Origin of the sequence: Algoriphagus ratkowskyi (assembly GCF_002150505.1) — a bacterium.
In the GTDB taxonomy this organism is placed as follows: Bacteria; Bacteroidota; Bacteroidia; order Cytophagales; family Cyclobacteriaceae; genus Algoriphagus; species Algoriphagus ratkowskyi.
In genome coordinates this window covers 95,897-115,747 of record NZ_MSSV01000017.1, presented here as the reverse complement: position 1 = coordinate 115,747, position 19,851 = coordinate 95,897, and the positions used below count along the sequence as shown (strand labels likewise).

Below are 19,851 nucleotides of genomic sequence, written 5' to 3'. Positions count from 1 at the left end.
CCCTGCTTTACCTCAATGTTCAAAGGAATCTGTTCGGAATGGATAGGCAGGCAATTCTAATTCGTTGACCAGATTTACCTTTGGCATACCTGCAAATGCATAACGTATGTACTTAGGTTGTGAAATTCCCTCAGAACTTAATACAATACTTTCTCCTTCCAATCTGGCCTCCGCCCGCTTCCAGTCACCTGCTTCGTCGGCAAGCCAAAAGCCAGATGGGGCTTTGCCGTCAGAGGTTTTTAGCCCCTTAGCATTACTGAAGTGTACGACTAATTCACTTCCTTTTTCTTGTACATCAAGCATCATTGGCCCCGTAACCAGCCTATCACCCCCTAATGTATTTACAGCTGCCAGCAAGGCCAACCGTTGCCCTACAGGAAGTTTATCCGTAGGGTGAATGTTAGTCTTATCGCCTAAGTCTATCGTATTGGCAACAGCAGTATAAGGCAAGTCCAACACCTGTAACTGTGACTCCCGAATCCAAGCCCAGGATTCCTCCGTAGGATCTTCCGGATCAATATCTGTTTTTTTCTCAGTTCCTTTTCCATAGCCTGGAAGCATCACCACCAGCAAGTTCATTTCATCATTTTGCCACTCCTCTCTGTAGCGCAGCATCCATTCTTTGAGTACGCTTCCATACTCTTTCATTCCAGCCACCCGATGAAACCAGTTTTCTTCCGTCACCTCAGGCACTCCAGATAAGTATCGCGTATTTCGCTCACCTTGATACCACACCAACCCTCTGTTGGCAAAAGGAACAAGCGGCTTTATCATAGCATTGTAAAGAATATTCGGTTGACGTCTAAGAAAAATATCATCTTGATTTGACCACTTGGTTGGGCTTTCCAGAATTTGAGCAATCCTTTCCTGAGTAGCTTTGTCCCCATCAAACTCATCCATTATTTCTTTAAAATACGGAAGTTCAGACCCCATATTCCTCGGCATCCATGCCTCCAAAGAAGAACTACCCCAGGAACTGTGAATGATTCCCACAGGGATATCCGAAAGCTCTTCTAGAAAATAAGCAAAGCCAAAAGCTACAGCGCTTGAAGGGTGTTCTGTACTCCATTCCCCTATGACGTCTTCACTTTCTTCAAGAGATACAGTTCGTCCCACCTCAAAACTTCTAATGTTTTTCATAAAAGGAATTAATCCCTTCACCTCTGGAACAGCCGCTACAGGAAATTGCATATTTGATTGACCAGAGCAAATCCATACCTCACCGACCAAAATATCCGATAGGACTATCTTGCTTTTCCCAGTGATAAGCATTTCCCTACCCACTGTAGAAGTCGTCAAGGGATCTAGTTTTACCATCCATTTACCGGATTTGTCAGCGATTACACTTTTAATTTGCCCGGCAAATCCGACTGTGATTTCTTCACTGGGCGTGGCTACTCCCCAAACAGGAACAGGCTGTTCCCGTTGCAAAACCATATGATCTGAAAAAATATTAGCGGGTTTTAATACTTGCTGGGCGATGGTAAAAAAAGCCGTGAAAATAAATAGGCAGAAGACTAAACCTGCTTTTTTGAAGCGGGTAAGTTTTGTTTGCATGAGAAAACCTGAGTGAATTTCAGAGACAAATGAGCTAATTAACATTCCCGAATCCCTATTTCCATTTCTACTCATTCTTAGTCATATTAGTTTTTAATTTTCCTTACGTCTTAAAGTACTTCGAATTAATCCCGGGTCACCATGCTTCCCCACCACTTGTTACCAGGATCAAACTCATTTGAAAGCATTTCTAACCGCTGTTTTTCCAAAGCTGGCATATTTTCAAACTCAACTTTATGAAGGTATTCCTTCTCCTTTGCTTCGCTGTATTCCGGATCAGGAACTGGATATTTGGCACCAACTTTTGTCAGGTAATCAAACAATTCCTTCCCCATTTCTTGCACTCTCTGAGGATATTTTGCTGCCAAATCAGTGGTTTCACTTATATCCTTGGCAAGGTTATATAGTTCTTTTCTTCCGTCTTCGTAATAGTGAATAAGTTTCCAATCTCCTCTTCGGATAATGGATGACGGCTCTCCGCCCTGATTACCATAATGAGGAAAATGCCAAAAAAGTGGACGCTCAGCCAGCGCCTCTCCCTTCATCAAAGGCAGAAGACTAATACCATCATTGTGCTCCTTAGGCAGAAGTTCTGCTCCAGCCAAGTCCAATAATGTAGGATAGAAATCTATTCCTGAAACAGGGAAATCGACTTGCTCTCCTGGTTTGGAAAGACCTGGAATTTTAATGAAATAAGGTTCTCTGATCCCACCTTCATACTGATATCCTTTGCCCGCACGCAATGGCTTATTGCTCGTCGAAAAGTTATCTCCAGCAGCAACTCCACCATTATCCGAGGTAAATACAACGATTGTATTTTCATCCAGTCCCAACTCATTCAAAGCTCTCAACACTTCACCTACTGCTTCATCCATTTGCTCTACCAGTCCAGCATAGATTGGATTGTCCTGCACTTGACGGATTGGCAAGTATTTACCCATGCTGTATCCCGTTTCTGATAAGCCCATTTGCTCGGCTTTATCCCGATATTTCTTCCATTTTTCTTGACTAGTTTGAATGGCGGAATGAACCGCATAAAATGACAAGAATGCGAAGAAAGGTTTTCCCGTTTTCGCAGGATTATTTTCAGTCATAAACTTCACCGTTTCGTCTGCGAGCCTATGCGATAGGTTTTCACCTGGAGTTCTATTTGGTAAATTCGGGTTGTTGTAGGGATCAAAATAGCCTCCATTGGGTCCTCCCGAAGTCCAGCCACCGATATTGAAATCAAAACCATGATCCTCTGGCCAGGAACCCTCATCGCCCAAATGCCATTTTCCTGCAAAAAATGTTTTGTAGCCAACCTCCCGTAAAGCTTCCGGCATGGTAATGTATTCTGCTGGCAAATTATGCGTGTAATCTGCAGGAAGAAGTTTACTGAATCGATTTCTTGTTCGCCAGGCTACACCCGAGGGAGAACCAATATGAACAGTAATATCATGTCGGGCAGGAGTTTTTCCGGTCATGATACTGGCACGCGATGGGCTGCAAACAGGAGCGGCCGCATAGCCATTGGTAAAGACAGTGCCTTCGCGAGCAATCCTATCTATGTTTGGGGTTTCATAATATTCACTTCCTGTATAACTCAAATCCGAATAGCCCAAATCATCCACCAGGATAAAAAGAATGTTTGGCTTTGAATCTTCCTCTCCTTCAGAATAGGACACTAAAGGACCATTGATCTGCTCAGAATCATCTTGTTCCGACAACCTGCGACCAGCATCAAAGGACGGAATTCCAGAACTGATTAATAGTGTTACCGCAAAAATAGATAAAGAGCTTATTAGCCTATTATGAACTGTCATGTGTTTGTTTTTTTACTCAATTAACTACTTCAAATTCACTCCACCTTCATCCAAGTCAATTGAGGCCAGTCCGACTTAACAAAATCCTGAGGAGCCCCCGGAGTAGAACGTCCGTTGGAAATGATTTCAGTGATCTTGGCAGTGAGTTGTTTAACTATCTCAGGATACTGATCAAATAGATTTCTCGTCTCTTCTGGATCAACTTCCATATTATAGAGTTCATAAATAGGATCTCCTGATTTGGTTTCCACAAAAACAGGCTGCAATGAACCACCAGAACCTCTCAGCATATTTAACTTCCATTTACCATCACGAATAGCAAAGTGCCCTGTAACGGAATGATGAATGACAGCACCTCTAAATTCAGGATTTGAATTTTCACCCATCATCAGGGGTAAAAGATCGTAACTGTCTTCCCCCGCATTATCTGGAAGCGTCACTCCTACAATAGCTGCAACAGTAGCAAGGTAGTCAGTTTGGCTAACTGCAATATCAACCCGGCTTCCTGGCTTGATTTTGTCCGGCCAACGCATTAGGAAAGGAACACGATGCCCCCCTTCATAAATATCACGTTTCCCTCCTTTGAAGTTTAGATTACTGTAGTGATCATATACTTTTTGGTGGTAGGTATAATTGGTTTCTGCTCCATTGTCGGAGGAAAAAATCACCAGTGTATTGTCGGCAATACCATTAACATCCAGCGCATCTAGGATTTCCCCTACCCTAAAATCCGTTTCCTGCATAAAATCCCCGTAGTTACCACATTCACTTAGTCCTCGAAAATCTGGATGTGTGCTATGTGGCAAATGTGGACTAGTCAGCGGCAAGTATAGAAAAAACGGTTTCCCATTCTTTGACTCTACCGCCGCTTTATCTATGTAATCGACAGCATGAGTAGTGAGGGTTTCCAATACTAGCTCATCATTAAATGATGGCGCAACCTCTACCCATTCGCCTCCTTCACCCGTCTCGCTTACATAAGGTGGAGTCATTCTGTAATCATTTGGATTGACATTATTCTGAAAGGACCTGGGATCGGTGACATCCTTTTTCTTTGTCCACAAAACTGGAGGATCAAGCACTCGGTCATTTTCTAAGTAAGTTAAAATACCATAGTTCATCGAGGCAGGTATTCCATAGAAATAATCGAAACCATGAGCTATTGGACCATCCTTAAAGGGAGCCGACCAGTCTCTGTCTTTGCCCAGCGTTCCTGCAAATTCCATCTGCAAATGCCACTTACCTATCATCGCTGTGTTGTAACCATTATCTTGAAGCAAGGAAGCTATGGTCATTCTTCCCTCCTCGATGAGACTTGGTCCATCTGCATTAAGCACACCTTTTTTGAGATCCGTTCTCCAGCTATACCTTCCGGTAAGCAAAGAATATCTCGATGGAGTACAGACTGCATCACTGCTATGCCCATCTGTGAATATTACTCCCTCATGTGCTATTTTATCCATATTGGGAGTCAGGAATTTCGCATCAGGATTTAATGCTCCTACATCTCCATACCCTTGATCATCGGTGTATATGATGATAATATTTGGTTTTGAAGTTATCTGAGAATTCGCTGATTTGGAGAAAAATAGAATGCCCAACAAAACAGGTGAGAGAAGAATTATATTCCAAGATTGTTTCATTTCACTAATTACAAATTTAAACTTACTGATAAGATAATTCATTTGATAAAGGATGTTCATTAGCATTGCTTCCCCAATAAAAAAAGGAAGTTGAGTACTACTGTTTTTGTAGCATCCAACTCCCCTTTAAACTATAAAACCCATTCTATACTGTTCTATATAATCTCACACAAAGAATTAGAATCTTATGTTGATTCAAATTGAACATGAATTTTAATAACCAGGATTCTGGATGAGATTAGTGTTGTTTCTCACTTCGCTTGTTGGAATAGGAAATAATAATTCCCTGGCAGACAAGGTTGGGCCGTATGCAAACTTATGTCCCACAAATTCATCAAAGGTACCATTGCTTACATTGAACCCCTTTCTGATTCTGACCATGTCAAACCAAGTAACAGCTTCGTAACTTAGCTCATGCCACTTCTCTCTCCATACAGCTTCCCGAAATTCATTTTGAGAAAGCCCTGTGTGAGCGGTTAACCCAGCTCGGCTTCTAATCGCATTCAATCCCTCATAGCCCAAAGCAGTCGGTCCTGAAACTTCATTTGAAGCCTCAGAATATATTAATAACAGCTCTGCATAGCGATATAGCGACCAGTTGAGATCGGCACTTGCAGACAAAAGGTTTGCCTGAATATCAAAATGCTTATAGAGAAAATATCCTCCCAAATTAACTTTTTTGGATCTGTCAGTTTTCAAGGTATACTCTGTAAAATAAAACGCTTTTTCTTCTGTTCTTTTATCACCTGTTTCATAAGATTTAATGAAGTCAAGATTAGCATAAATAGCTCCAGTCTGGTCAGAATATGCAGAGATATTCATGTTATATGGTATTATGAGAGGCTGCCAGTTCGATGGTGCTGTAAGAGTTTTGTATTGCACCATAAAAATATATTCGCCAGTATTTTTCTTTGCCGGATTATGTAGGTCATCATAGCTAGGAAATAAACTGTAGCCATACGTTACTGCATTGTCAATAACTTCCTTGGCTTTGTCCGCTGCCAGTTTATAATGAGTAGCGCCTTTTTGCAAAGGATAACCAGCCATGGTCAGATAAACACTTGATAAAAGTGTTTTGACAGCTCCTGAGTTAACTTTACCGGCAGGATCCTTGGCCGGTAAGCCCGCACCCTCTGCCTCAATCAAATCCTTTACAATCTGTGTATATACCTCCTCTTCTGATGCCTGAGTAGGGTAAAGATCTTTAGATGCTAAATCTATAGGATCTAAGATTAAAGGAACCTTTCCAAACAGTCTTACCAACTGATAATAATAATGTGCTCTCAGAAATTTGGCTTCTCCTAAATACCTATTCTTCAGCGCTTCATTCATCTGAATACCAGGAATTTTGGCTATCGCTAAGTTTGCATTGGCGATACCTTCATAGTTTGATCTCCAGTGTGCTAAACCGTACGCATTATCAGAATTGTTATTTAAATTCCTAATGATATTACTATTATCAGCCTGTCCCAAATCTGAATCAGCCAACCCAGTAGCAAACTCAGCCATCAGCCAAGGCCCTCCCCCATATGAACCCCCTCTGATATCCTTCAAATTGGAATAGATGGCAGTAACTGCGGATTGAGCATGTTCGGCGGTCTTGTAATAGCTATCTGCGGTGATATTTGAAGGATCTGTTTCTCCCAGAAAATCAGAACAACTTGTACCGAAGAACAACAGAGTTCCGGAAAGTATGACTTGTAACTTATTATTTATATGAGTCTTCATTAGTGTCTTATTTTAAATTAGAATGAAACATTCAATCCGACCATAATTACTTTTGGTCTTGGGTATTGATTAAAATTCACTTCACCCTGTCCAAACGGCGTGTTGGAAGTTTGAGCTTCTGGATCATATCCCTGGTATTTCGTTATCAAAAAGAAATTCTGCAAAGACGTATACACTCGTAATCTTTGTAAATGAATTTTATCAAGAAGAGCAGATGAGAAATTATAAGCCAACAACATGTTTCTTCCTCTGATAAATGAACCATCTTGGATCATGTGATCTGTATCCCTGTTGTCATATCCAGCCGAAACAGGTCTCCACTGAGCAATTTCCGTATCTTGATTATCCAGGGTCCAAGCATTCAATACGGTACTAAGACTATTCGCAATTCCCTGACGATTTTCCTGAGGACGTGTAGTTAGATACATCACATCATTACCGTAGGTAAATTGTAAATCCAATGAAAATTCGAAATTCTTGTAGTTTATCGTATTGATAAAACTTCCATATCCTTTAGGCATTCCATTTCCGATGATGACTTTATCAGCATCATTAATAGATCCATCCTCGTTGACATCTCTCAATTTAATGTCGCCTGGTAGCCAATTATAAACGGCTGCCTCATCTGCTTCATCAGAGCCCCAAGTTCCAAGATGTTGCCATCCCCAAAACGATCCTACGGGCTCACCTTCACGTATTATTGTATTACCTGAAAAAATATCACTACCTCCTGATAGTGCAGTTACCTCATTTTTATTCATGGAGATATTAAACATGGTTTCCCAAGAGAAATTTTCATTTTCAATATTCACGGTATTAAGTGAGAGCTCTAACCCTTTATTTTCCATACTGCCAATATTTCTAAATACTGTAGCATACCCACTACTTAGGGGCACGGGAGCATTTAATAGCATATCGGTAGTTTCTTTAAGATAAACATCTGCTTCAATAGAGATTCTTTGATTAAAAAGACCAAGCTCAAATCCAGCATCTATCTGTTTTGTTCTTTCCCATTTAAGCTCAGGATTTGCGAGTGAACCTTTGCCAATCCCTTTTACTACTGAACCTCCATATACATATGAATACGAGCTACTCAATCCAGCAAGTGCACCGTAAGCTGGTATACCTGAGTTACCTGTTTCCCCATAACTTGAACGTACTTTAAGGTTGGAGATTAGAGTTGATCCAGACAGAAAACCCTCTTCAGAAACTCTCCATGCTAAAGCTGCCGAAGGAAAAAATGCATACCTGTTGTTTTCTCCGAATTTGGAAGAACCATCAATTCTTCCTGTTACTGTCATTAAATATTTATCCTTCAGACCATAATTAATTCTACCGAAATAGGAATTTATGCCCTCTACTGATGCACTGGAAGTAGGGGGAACAGGTACAGATCCAGCAGCTAAATTATTGAAACTGAAAAAATCGTCTGAGAAATTGTTTACGCGGACATTATAATTAGATCTATCCGTTTGCTGCCATGAAATCCCAAGCAATCCTGTAAAGGAATGGATGTCTGCGAAAGTCTTATTATACGTTAGGTAATTTTCAAATTGCCAAGAAAAGAACTCATTGGTAAATATTTGTGCATATCCATTCGTAGGTGTACCAATGAAATTGAGAGTTCTTCCTGCATACTCCTGCGTCTTTTGGTGAATGTAATTGACACCAACGGAGGACCTCATTTCCAATCCATCAGCTAAGGTGAAATTGACAAAGACATTACCTAAAACTGTATTGGTTTTTAAGTATTTCAGATATTCTTGCCCCACCTGCACTGGATTTGGCCCGCCTTCCATGCCAGGATAATCCAAATTACTTGCCCATGAACCATCATCATACTTCACCGGAATGATTGGAATAGCTTCGATCATATTTCTACCAACCCAAGAATCATGAATTAGTCTTTCATTCTGCTGATTATATCCTAGACTCCCTCCTACTTTAAACCACTTCTTGTAATTGGTATCAAAAACAAATCTTGCAGAATATCGATCGAGAGAGGATTCTTTCATAATCCCCTCTTCACCTGTATATCCTAAAAAGGCACCAAAACTCCCAGCTTCGCTTCCACCAGTGAAAGACAACTGATGATTTTGGGAAAAAGCGGATTGAGTTACTTCATCCTGCCAATCTGTATCATATAGAGGATTTCCTTCGGCATCAAATAGTAGAGGATTAGTTCTTTTTAGCGCGGGATCCTTGTATTTTCCATTGGCCCACCCAACAGCATCGTATTTCTCCGCATTTTGAAAGGCTACATCTTCAATCATTAAAAATTCTTCGGAATTAAGCACTCCCACTTTCTTTGCGATTTTCCCTACACCATAATAAGAATCATATCCTATTTTCACCCCAGAAGTACTGCCTCTTTTGGTAGTAACCAATACTACACCATTGGCACCTCTTGACCCATAAATAGCCGTAGCAGATGCATCTTTGAGGACTTCTACGGATTGAATATCATTCGAATTGATGTAATCAATGGGACTGGAATTGTCGCTCAATGAAGTAGAAACTAGGATAACCCCATCTACAACATAAAGAGGGCTATTGTCAAGACTCACTGAGGTATTACCTCTAATTCTAATCTGCGTTTTCCCTCCTGGTTTTCCTGAGTTTTGAGACACATTTGCACCGGCAATTTTCCCGGAAAGTGCTTGGGGTAAAGACGAGGTTGGACGCTCTTGAAGTTTTTCACCTGAAGCAGAACCAACAGCTCCAGTCAAATCACTTTTTTTCTGGCTACCATATCCAATTACTACTATTTCATCAAGTTCTGATTCATCTATCTTCATCGTTACATCAATGATGTTGCTAGAACCTATAGTCTTTTCAATAGATGAATATCCAATGAAGGAAAACACCAGAGTAGCTCCTTCAGGAACTGATAATGAATATTTCCCATCAATATCAGCGGCAGTGCCATTGGCAGTGCCCTTCTGGATTATGGTAACGCCGGGCATTATTTCACCTGACGTATCAATTATTTTTCCGCTAATCACTTTGTTTTGTGCCTGTAGGCCAAAAACTGTTAACAGCATGAAAAACGTAAGCAGGGTAAAGTGCTTTTTCATAGGGTTAAATTTTGGGTTGAATTACTAAACAGATACAGCCTGAATCGAATATATCTTTTGTAAAAGGTATTATTATCCAATCAAGCTACTGTCCTGTATATGAATAAATTACAAGACACACCTGTGCACAACAGTTTAGAGATAATAATTCTGAACTGAGATATAATCTTTGAGCTAAAAAATTTTAGGAAGTATGTATCATTAAACAATATAATCCACAAACCAAGATCTGATTAATCTCTATGAATTTTATGCGGTTTATAAAAACTTATAAGAATAGGCTAAGAGTAAACATACCTGTATTACACCTAAACTTATAAACAGATATTATCTATGTCTTAACATATCAAACAATAAATTAACGATACTGGAATTTTCAAATCCGTCATAAAACACTTTCTAAGTGAAGACGGTATACTGCTGTAGTATTTGTTTTTTACTATTACCCTTTTCTGCTTAAGCACATGTAATTTCATGTAAATCGCCTAAAAATTTAAGCTAACCTAGCTAAGACAGCTTAATACCCATCATAGGATCCAGTTTATATCTGATAATTATTTCAACTTTCAACTAAATACAAAAATATAGACCGCGGATTTTTAAGATCTCTTTTATATCTATCCCCTGCCTAACAAATTAGCCGTGATTGGCCTTTTAAAAAGGATTAATCGGGCGCTGATGGAAACTCAAAGCTCCCAAACTATTTGCACTTCCTGTAAGCCAAGGACCTTCGTAGAACTCGTCGGTTCCTGTATAGAATTTACCAGGCAAATACGTGACAAACGGATACGACCCTGCTTTTTCCAATATAAGGATCAACTTATTTCCCTGTGATTTTATACTGCTAATCTTAGCAGAAACAAATGCGCTATCCAGTTCTTTTTTGAAGAAAAATTGATCCTTTAGAAAGTACATTTTTCCGTTGGCTTCCCGCTTTTCTTCTACAGCGATAACTTGATCAAATGTAAGTTCCACTTCATTTTCACTCACATATTTTGCACTCAGCAATTTGGGCGGAGTGATGACGGAAGTAGGCTGCTCTCCATAAAAATCACGAGAAACCAAAGGGAAAATGCGCTCGGCAAATTCCAGATAGCCCTGATAAGAAAAGTGACACCCATCATGACCACTCACTCCCATCGTAGACATAATCTCCACGTTTTCATAGGTATCCGCCAGTTGGGTTTGAATCTCCCGAAGCTCATTATAATATCCTTCCGTTTTTGCTCCACATCCGGGATGCAATTGAAATAGATAGATTTTTTCAACTCCTGTATATACCCGCTCCCAGTCCTTTTTTAAGGTATCAAAATTTGCAGGATAGGACTGATATCCTTCCACCGTATTCGTGTTAGTTTCTCCCTGATGCCAAAAGATAGCTTTCACCTGATCCTTCAATCCTGCTTGGTTAACCCGATAGGCAAGGCGACCGAAACTGGTTTCCAATGAAGGTAGTTCAGGATAAAGCATATTTTCCTCGATGGAAGAGGAACCGCTGCCGCCATTGATAATGCATACAGGTACCTGATGTTTTTCTATGATCAATCTGGCTAGCTCCATTCCCCAAACTCCAACGCCATGAGGATTCTTGATAAACCAACCTCCAACTTCCTTTTCCAGTCCGGGACAATTTCCGGTTGCACTTCCCCAACGCACGTTTTTATCTTCTTCACTATAGGGTTCATAACCTGTTTTGACGCCAAAACTTCTGGCGAATGGACTGCTATAGGTAGACAAAGTACTACTTGGGTGGGAATTGGATTGTCCGGTAATGATGTAAGCATCACCGCAAACCACATTGTCAGCTACCATATACATGCTTTCTTTCTGGCCTTCTAGAGTAAAAAGTTCAAAACGAAACTGATGAAGACCTGCATATATTTTAGAAGTAATCGAAAAAGCTTTATCAATTAGTGGCACTTCTTGAATTTCATGCAGCACGTCGTCCTTATAGACTTTCAGTGTTAGACTGCTCACATCCTCTCCCTTGGTTACTTTCCCTGTATATCGCACCTCAGCACTATCGTTCTGATTTCTTGCATACAGGCGATAGTTTTCCGGAGCCTCAGTAAAAGTCAATTCCTGGCAAAAAGCAGTAGCAATTGCAAGACTGTTAATTAGGAACGCAAATAAAATCAGGTGTTTTCGAAACTTCATTTTTCGGGGTTTTTATGACAACTCACAACTCAATAGTCAGCTCTACTATCTCTTGATTATGGATCACTCCAATAGTCAGTTCTTTTTACCATTTGTTTTTTTGATGATAACCTGCAAATTCTCAAAATCTCTTATCCTAGTTGTTCCATAGGAGACGATCACATCACCTGCCTGAAGTCAGCTTTGCCTGGATTGAAATACACAGGCTATAACAGATCATAAGTCTTGATATGTGCTAATTTCTTCTCTCATTTCATTTCAAAACGTACCAAATAGGCTTCTCCCTTTTTCGAGCGCATAGCTATTCCCCAACCAGGTGTCTCACCAGCCTTGTTTCCATCCTCTAAATCTGGACGGTAAAGTCCCGGAGCTTGGGGAAGATTACTTTTACTGTCCTGCAATACAGAAAATTGAAGTCCGTCAACAGCAAAGATGATAGTGGAACTGATCGATGCTAAGGATGCTACTCCCCCATCTTTCATCCAAATCAGAACTTCATGGCTTTTATCCAATAAAGGGCCATCATGTTTAGTAAAAGGACCTTCAGGATTGTCAGCGAAGGCTACGCTCATTTTCGTGCGGCTCGGCCCTTGTTTACCATCCAAAATGCATCTGCCTTTGTAGTAAAGCCATGTCTTTCCTCCTTTCAGCAATAGGCTTGCATCATCAATTCTGAAGCTATCAAAAGCCGCTGAATCAGCAGATACTTCCAACACAGGCTCAGAATTCATCCGTTCGAAAGGTCCATCAGGACTATCTGACACAGCTAATCCAATAGCAGTAATGTCAGTCGTAGAATTGTTCTCAAACTCCTTATTGGCATTCCCAGGAGTCAGTTTTACACCCGTATAGTAGAGATAGTATTTGCCTTCATGTACCAAAATATTTGGAGTAAAAACTGAATGTCCATCGAATGAATCTTCGTCCCCCAGTCCCAAAGCCATGCTTTGCTCAGTCCAGGTATATCCCTCATCCTCAGAAGTAGCATACCAGATGGTTCCCCAATATCCAGCCGTCACTGGACTATCCATTCGGGTGTACCAGACATAATATTTGTCCCCTACTTTGATCACATCACTATTATCTCGTCTATTGTAAAAGGAATCCTTCCCTATTCCAGTAATATCCTGATAGGTAAACTGAATTCTTGGCTCAGCCGTAGCTAATTCTGACACTTGATTCACTTTAGGTTGGCAAGCGATCGCAGTAATAAAAGCTAAAATAATCCAGACAAAACTTCCTTTCATAGTATAGTATTTTCTAATTAAAAGCTTTAGAAATTTCATCAATCGAAACGCCCAAAATTTGCTTTAATATCCTATCCAAATCCTCTTCATCGCCTTCAAAATGGCATGTCAGTTGGATGTGTGAACCTTCTTGACCAGATTTCAAAGCAAGAGCTGGTGAAGAAGTTTCTAGCTCATAGAATGGCCCCATAGGTTTCTTTCCCGGTTCGGCAGGACCATCGTTATAAGAATTAATCACATCTCCAGTGAATGGAGATGCTTGAATTTCCCACATGGAGTTGACATAGTCTTGGACACCTTGAGGTTGATTGTATTGGAGTATGGTCAAAATACGATTAGTCGCATCGTATGAACCGAGAATGTTTTTTGCGCGGGCAGGTGATAAACCGATTTTGCTTCGTAAAGTACCATCTGCAGAGAAGTACAGCACGCTGTCTTTCAAGATTAGGCGTTCATGTGGGACTTTGCCAAAGTAGTTGTCGTTAACAGGGATTCCCAAATCTGCTTCTGACCCAGGGTGAAAAGGAATGACAATCGTGGTAGATGGTGAGGGATTAAACATTCCCAATAGCCAAATGGACAAAAGTCCGGTCTCCTTCTCCCAGTCTTTCGATCCCATATTTTTAAGTGTGTTAGTCGTTTGATAAGCTACTGTATTGATTCCAGAAATTGATTCAATACCTAATTGCATAAAAACCTGCGCAGGGGATAATACCTCTACTTTCCTTTCAATTTCCAGCTCAAATTGAAAACCTGAGTAGTTGGTTAATGTCGCTTCTTTGGTAAAAACCACACTTGAAGCGCCTTGTTCTTTGATTTCAAATTTCTCCAAATCAATTAAGCGAGGCGTGTACCAATTGTCCAAATTGAAATCATCTCCATTTTTGAAAAACACAGAAAACTGCCCACCTTCTGGTCCTAGCCAAAACCGCTCTTCTCCACCATAAGCATTAAAATGCTCCGAGGTATCTCCTGAGCTAAAAAGTTCTCGATTGATCCAACCGTAGCTTCGCCCATTTTCTCCCAAAGCAGTACTGGTCATCACGCGCCCTTGCAGCGCAGCTGAAACTGCTATTTTTGATTTTCCACTTGGATCCGTAAGCTCTGTCAACTCTACAAATTCCTTCAAAAATGAAACTTCGTCATCGTAGCTGGAATAACCTTTTGAGTCAGAGCTTGCCAATTCCTGATCTGTTGTTTTCTTTTGCCTACACCCTGCCAAAAAGACAACTGCTCCCAGAATTAACAAACTTTTTCTTACGCTACTCCTCACCATGTATTTGCTGTTTTAAGTCTCATTTCCATGCTTATTCTACCGCTCTTATCCACATACAATGTCCCCCGCCCGGAGCCATTTTAGCATGGACTATGTCGCCTTTTTTCACCTCACCAGACCTTACCTGATAGGCCTCGGGATTAGTTTTCCCGTGCGTCTCATCGGTGTCTTCATAGTAGGTGACTTGATATTCCTTTCCTGGCTGAAGGAAATCAAGAGCTATATCCAGTGTACCACCCTGCTGATCATGTACTGACCCAATAAACCAACTATCACCCTGCCTTCTCGCAGTGGTAATGTACTCGCCCATCTTGGCGTCTAGTATCATGCTTTCATCCCATTTGCCTACTGGCTGCTTTTGGATAAACTCAAACAAGTCTGCCTTCTCCAGATACTCTTCAGGAGCATCAGGAATACACACCAAACCACTGTGGATGATCAACGTTCTTGCAGCTTCTGAAACCACGGTGGAAACATAAGAATCAGTGATCTTTGGTCCTTTCTCCCGATCTCCCCGATTGATTCCAGAGAGATCAAAATTCCCATTGTTCATATCCAAAGGACCTTGAATGGCGTTAATCAAAGCCATTTTTATAAAAGTCTCTGGAGTAAATGCCTTTCGTGAATCCTGCTGTGCATGGCAATATTCCTTCGTGATGGCATTCGCATAAGTTCTTTCTATACCCGTAAAAGGCACCGGACTATCATGGAAATCAATGAGGAGTTGGCTCTTCGCACTGGAAGCAATTGCATCTCTGCTAAAGGGAACATTTTGTCCCATAAAGCCATATTTGATTCCCTTCATTCCTAGGGATTTATAATACTCAAACAGCTCCTCATCACCATATTCCCCATGTCTTCTATCGTAATAAAGCATCAACTCCACATCTTTCTCTGCGGCATAATCGATCACTTTCTGAAGATCCAGTTTTTCTGATAATTCAAAATTTGCCGGAGTTACCTTCTTATACCAGGAATCATCTATTAGGAAATACTCTATGCCCATGTCTGCGGCAAAATCAATAAAACGCATATAGCTTTCGGTATTGATTCCATAGGTGAAACCATCCGGAGCAGTATACCCATGAACCCGCCAATCCCACATCGTTTTTCCAGGTTTGATCCAAGAAGGGTCTTCAATTTGATTGGGAGCAGCGAGGTTGAGTGTAACGGTGTTGGTAACCAAGTCACCTATTTGCTCATTTACCAAAATAACTCTCCATGGAGATATTAATTTTTCTTCTGCCACTTGAGCTGTGTTGGAAGAGACAATTGCAGACCTATTTTGATCATAAGATAAGCTTATTACATCAAACGCTGGCGCTGAAAACAGATCAGATTCTAAGATAGACAGGTAGGGCTTTTTGGTCTCCACTACTATAGGCATGCGTAGCTTAGGTGTTTCATCTGACGCTGCCAATTCATTGATTGCCAAAGGTCCAACTGGAGGATTTTCACCTGAAGGAAAATAGAGGGAATCATTGCCATCCAAGTTATATTCACAATACAAGTTAGCCTCAGCGCCAGCTTTAAGTCCCATCAGTTCGTACCTGAAGCCAAGTCCATGATCATACACTCGTGCAATTAATTTAGCCGAAGCTTCTCCCAAAGCTATGTCCAAAGTCAGTTCATTGTAATGGTCGGTGATTTCACTAAACTGGCCCCAGACTGGTTTCCACGTTTCATTTTTCGTGCTGGTAGTCGAACCTTGGATTTTAGATGCAGTGCCGGGTAAGATTGATATTTCAGAGGAATTGACAATTGCTTCCCCATTCCAAAACACTTGATAGTTCACTGCCTCTCCCACTTCTGAAAGTTGCACTTGTAGATTTCCATCAGGAGAACTTACTATGAAAAGGCTTTGTGCATTTGCGACATTGAAAAGCATAAAGAAAAATAAGATTAAGCTCAATTCAATCCTGATCATTTTATACATATTGGCTTCTCTTTCTCTTTTATATTCTCCTCTGATTTAACTAATTCAATTACTCAATTACTCAGGCAATTCAGATTTCCATTGATCCCACAATGCCAAAAGCTGTGTTACTTTCTCTGGATTAGCAGCAGCAAGATCATTGGATTCCGCGCGATCATCTTCAATGTTATAAAGCTCCACTCTCCCGCGTTTTTCATCGGACATTAGCTTCCATTCCCCATCTCGAACTGCTGCCGAAACCCAGCCATTTGGACGGTCAGCTACCGCAAATCTCCATTCCCAGAAAAGTGGTTTTGTTCTATTGAAAGTCTTGTTATCGAAAATTGATATGATGTTTTCTCCATCAGGCTGGTAGTCAGTCGGCAAGTCTTTATGAGCCAAAGCAGCGAATGTAGGAAGTAAGTCTACTGTTGAAAGCACACTTGTACTATCAACTTTGCCAGCATCAACTTTACCTGGCCATCTCACAATAAAAGGAACATTCACTCCTCCTTCGAAAATATCTACTTTTCTACCTCTCAGTCCCCCCGTTGAACCCACGGTCAAAGCTGGCATCGCTATAGCAGGACCATTGTCACTACTGAAAATCACTAGGGTATTTTCATTTAAGCCCAGCTCTTTCAAAGCCTCCATCAATCGTCCAATGTGTCTATCCGCATCCGTCAGCACTCCGAAATAAATTTCCTTATCTGGCTCCATGCCTGCGTAAGGTGCTTTTTGCTCATCCGTTGGCCAAAGCGGCGTATGCGGATCTTTCAGCCAAAGATTCACAAACATTGGTGATCCTTTATCCTTATTTCTCTCAAGAAAATCTATGGTCACATCGACTACAATTCTACTTGAGCTGTGCACCCAGGTGCTGTCATCATCCATGTAGCGCGTAGTAGGCCACAATTGGTCGCCTTTCCATGTCGGCCCATTGCCATTCCAAACACGGGTTTCATCATAGCCATACGCCTTTGGTTCGGGAGCGGATAGATCACCATGAGGTAATCCACCTCCACCCAAGTGCCACTTCCCAAAATGAGCCGTAGTGTATCCGGCATCCTGCATTAATTGAGGCATGTAAACTGGCAGATTTTCGTCTAGCCAGTTAGGCATATTCCGCTTCGCATTAGGTTCATTCCCGGCAAAGTGACCGTGTACGCGATGTCTTGCCGGAAAATGCCCTGTAATCACAGAACTTCGACTTGGAGAACATACACCACTGGTCACATGAAACTGTGTGAATTTGGTTCCTTGTTCGGCCAATTTGTCAAGGTTCGGAGTCTTTACTTCAGTAGCTCCGTATGCGCCCAAATCTCCATAACCCCAATCATCCGCGAAGATGAAAATGATATTTGGACGATCATCTGTCGCTACCGTGCTTTCTTCAGTTTTTGGAGCTTGGCAAGAAAATCCTAGGAAGAGCAATCCTCCTACGAGAGCTTTTGGAAGGCTCGAAAATTGAGGAAAAGTGAAAGGCGGTAGAAAGGAGTTTTTCATGATGCTAAATTCTTCTTTAGATTCTAAAAGTTTGTGAAGCCATGTTCAAGGACTACTCTAAAATTGATAATGGTGTGAACCTGATTTCTTTTAGGCTTGCGCTTTTGATATCGCCCTCTTTAACTTCTACCGAGACCGTATGTTTTCCGGCTTTCTCAAACTTAAGTAGCCCAATTTCATAGTAATGATACACGTGCGATGCATTTTGCTCATTTTGTACCAAATCACCTTCAGAGTTAGTCACTCGCCAAACCAATCTGCTGTCTCCGGCATAATTTAAGTCCACCTGATAATAGCCCGGCTCCAACACATCCACTTCCCAGGTTACTTTTCCACCTTCGGTAAAATCCTGAGCTTGGGAAATATGCTTCCATTCTCCAAATTTCTCCATCCATCTCTTTTCCTTTACCGTAGCTCCATCGCCAGAAGCAAAGGCGGCTGACAATTCAGTAGAATAATATGGATCTATGCTTAGGGATTGATCCACAGAAAGCTCTCCTTCTACTTCAATTTCAATTACAGAAATCAGTTTGTCAGGTCTATTTGCTGGAAGTGTAATGGAAGTCCAAGTTTCATTATTTACGGTTTTAACAGCCTGCAATTTCCCATCCACCCAAAGACCGGCTGATTTGATTTTATTCTTCAAACCTGGCAAAACAATTTGCCCATCTGCAGGCCAATCGTAAATAGCTAGGTTCAGTTTTCCATTGGTTACTGTAGCATCTCCCCAAGGAAGTTCACGTCCCCATGGAGATGGTTCAGCTGCATAGATCAATTGGGGATAAGTTTCTATCCATTCTCCAGCACCTCGAAGGCTACTTTGAGCTTCTTCAGGTATAGTACCATCTGGCTTGGGCCCGACATTGAGCATGTAAGTTCCACCACGTGCAACAGTAGAAATCGCTGATTTCAGAATGCGCTTAGGGCTTTTCCAATTTTCATCATACCATGCGTACCCCCAAGAATCATTGGTTACATCCACTGTTTCCCAGAGACCGGGAACATTTTTCACCGGAATATTCATATCACCCAGAGAAAGATAATCTCCCAGATTATGACCTGCACGGCCGGAAATCATGGCATTTGGCTGATTTTTCCTCACCACATTCACCAATTCCTCCACATATTTCTTTTCCATATTGCCTGGCGTATCAAACCAAACCATGGCAATATCCCCGTACTGAGTTGTGATCTCTTCTACTTGAGGCAAGCACTTCTCTCTGAAATAGTAATCGAATCCTACCTCTTCACCTTTTTCATTGACTTTGGGCCCGCCATTTCCTCCCGGAAAAGTCCAGTCCTGATTATGTGAATAGTAAAAGCCAAAGCCAAGACCTAATTCCTTGCAGGCCTGAGCCAATTCCTTCATAGGGTCACGGGCAAAAGGGGTAGCTTTTACAATATTAAAATCATTGCTTTTGGAGTCGTACATCGCAAATCCGTCGTGGTGTTTGCTTGTGACAACGATGTATTTCATGCCGGCATCTTTGGCGAGTTGGGCGATAGCCTTTGCATCAAAATTTACCGGATTGAAGTTTTTGGCTTCTGCCATGTACTCGTCCACAGGAATGCCGGCCCGCCGAGGATTCATGATCCACTCACTGATACCATAATAGGTTGTATCATTCCACTTGTTGGCAATATTGGAATAGAGACCCCAATGGATAAACATGGAATAATTGCCATCATCAAACAAAGCAGCCATATCACCTTTATCCGTGCGAGTAACCATTTTTTGAGCACCCCACATTTCGTCCATGCTTTCGGATTTCTTATCCTGGGCCGCGAGGTTCAAAGCTGCAGTGAAGCTGAGGACAGTCAGCCCGTATTTTAGAATATTCATGTATTTTCTGTTATCTGAACTAACTACTAATACTTATTAATCTTGCCCATAGGCACCCAATCAAATGAAGCCATTATTAAATCATAAATTGTCCTGT

Annotated in this window: 11 protein-coding genes; all 11 read right to left on the bottom strand. The window is 41.2% G+C overall.

Translation table 11 applies throughout. The features are described 5' to 3' along the window. Positions 1–12: 12 nt before the first annotated feature. The 11 genes from BVH02_RS16745 to BVH02_RS16695 all read right to left on the bottom strand — a co-directional run bounded on the left by BVH02_RS16745 (position 13) and on the right by BVH02_RS16695 (position 19,754). Positions 13–1,632 (bottom strand): sialate O-acetylesterase, encoded by a 1,620-nt coding sequence (locus tag BVH02_RS16745; RefSeq protein WP_223271891.1) that lies wholly within the window; start codon positions 1,630–1,632, stop codon positions 13–15. Positions 1,633–1,682: 50 nt separating this feature from the next. Next, positions 1,683–3,362 carry a sulfatase gene (locus BVH02_RS16740; RefSeq protein WP_086502616.1) on the bottom strand — a complete coding sequence of 560 codons (1,680 nt, stop codon included), beginning with the start codon at positions 3,360–3,362 and terminating at the stop codon, positions 1,683–1,685. A gap of 35 nt (positions 3,363–3,397) precedes the next feature. Next, complete coding sequence (locus BVH02_RS16735; RefSeq protein WP_158093906.1) at positions 3,398–5,005, bottom strand: sulfatase family protein; 1,608 nt, start codon at positions 5,003–5,005, stop codon at positions 3,398–3,400. A gap of 213 nt (positions 5,006–5,218) precedes the next feature. Beyond that, on the bottom strand, positions 5,219–6,733 hold the full coding sequence (locus BVH02_RS16730) for a RagB/SusD family nutrient uptake outer membrane protein (protein ID WP_086502614.1): 1,515 nt from the start codon (positions 6,731–6,733) through the stop codon (positions 5,219–5,221). A 17-nt stretch (positions 6,734–6,750) separates the two neighbouring features. Beyond that, positions 6,751–9,810 carry a SusC/RagA family TonB-linked outer membrane protein gene (locus tag BVH02_RS16725; RefSeq protein WP_086502613.1) on the bottom strand — a complete coding sequence of 1,020 codons (3,060 nt, stop codon included), beginning with the start codon at positions 9,808–9,810 and terminating at the stop codon, positions 6,751–6,753. A gap of 654 nt (positions 9,811–10,464) precedes the next feature. Continuing rightward, a complete protein-coding gene (locus tag BVH02_RS16720) occupies positions 10,465–11,967 on the bottom strand; it encodes a sialate O-acetylesterase (RefSeq protein WP_086502612.1) in 1,503 nt (500 codons plus the stop codon). Between the two features lie 248 nt (positions 11,968–12,215). Further along, entirely contained in the window at positions 12,216–13,214 is a 999-nt protein-coding gene (locus tag BVH02_RS16715; protein WP_158093905.1) for a family 43 glycosylhydrolase, read from the bottom strand. Between the two features lie 13 nt (positions 13,215–13,227). Then, on the bottom strand, positions 13,228–14,490 hold the full coding sequence (locus BVH02_RS16710) for a DUF6786 family protein (protein WP_205635749.1): 1,263 nt from the start codon (positions 14,488–14,490) through the stop codon (positions 13,228–13,230). Between the two features lie 31 nt (positions 14,491–14,521). Next, positions 14,522–16,417, bottom strand: coding sequence for a glycoside hydrolase family 97 protein (locus tag BVH02_RS16705; protein ID WP_223271892.1), 1,896 nt, complete (start codon positions 16,415–16,417; stop codon positions 14,522–14,524). Positions 16,418–16,483: 66 nt separating this feature from the next. Further along, positions 16,484–17,911, bottom strand: coding sequence for a sulfatase family protein (locus BVH02_RS16700; RefSeq protein WP_086502609.1), 1,428 nt, complete (start codon positions 17,909–17,911; stop codon positions 16,484–16,486). Between the two features lie 52 nt (positions 17,912–17,963). Then, positions 17,964–19,754 carry an alpha-L-fucosidase gene (locus tag BVH02_RS16695; RefSeq protein WP_086502608.1) on the bottom strand — a complete coding sequence of 597 codons (1,791 nt, stop codon included), beginning with the start codon at positions 19,752–19,754 and terminating at the stop codon, positions 17,964–17,966. Between the last annotated feature and the right edge of the window lie 97 nt (positions 19,755–19,851).

Coding starts and splice junctions, on each gene's coding strand:
- BVH02_RS16745 (WP_223271891.1), bottom strand. CDS start 1,632: ATGAGTAGAAATGGAAATAGGGATTCGGGAATGTTAATTAGCTCATTT.
- BVH02_RS16740 (WP_086502616.1), bottom strand. CDS start 3,362: ATGACAGTTCATAATAGGCTAATAAGCTCTTTATCTATTTTTGCGGTA.
- BVH02_RS16735 (WP_158093906.1), bottom strand. CDS start 5,005: ATGAAACAATCTTGGAATATAATTCTTCTCTCACCTGTTTTGTTGGGC.
- BVH02_RS16730 (WP_086502614.1), bottom strand. CDS start 6,733: ATGAAGACTCATATAAATAATAAGTTACAAGTCATACTTTCCGGAACT.
- BVH02_RS16725 (WP_086502613.1), bottom strand. CDS start 9,810: ATGAAAAAGCACTTTACCCTGCTTACGTTTTTCATGCTGTTAACAGTT.
- BVH02_RS16720 (WP_086502612.1), bottom strand. CDS start 11,967: ATGAAGTTTCGAAAACACCTGATTTTATTTGCGTTCCTAATTAACAGT.
- BVH02_RS16715 (WP_158093905.1), bottom strand. CDS start 13,214: ATGAAAGGAAGTTTTGTCTGGATTATTTTAGCTTTTATTACTGCGATC.
- BVH02_RS16710 (WP_205635749.1), bottom strand. CDS start 14,490: ATGGTGAGGAGTAGCGTAAGAAAAAGTTTGTTAATTCTGGGAGCAGTT.
- BVH02_RS16705 (WP_223271892.1), bottom strand. CDS start 16,417: ATGATCAGGATTGAATTGAGCTTAATCTTATTTTTCTTTATGCTTTTC.
- BVH02_RS16700 (WP_086502609.1), bottom strand. CDS start 17,911: ATGAAAAACTCCTTTCTACCGCCTTTCACTTTTCCTCAATTTTCGAGC.
- BVH02_RS16695 (WP_086502608.1), bottom strand. CDS start 19,754: ATGAATATTCTAAAATACGGGCTGACTGTCCTCAGCTTCACTGCAGCT.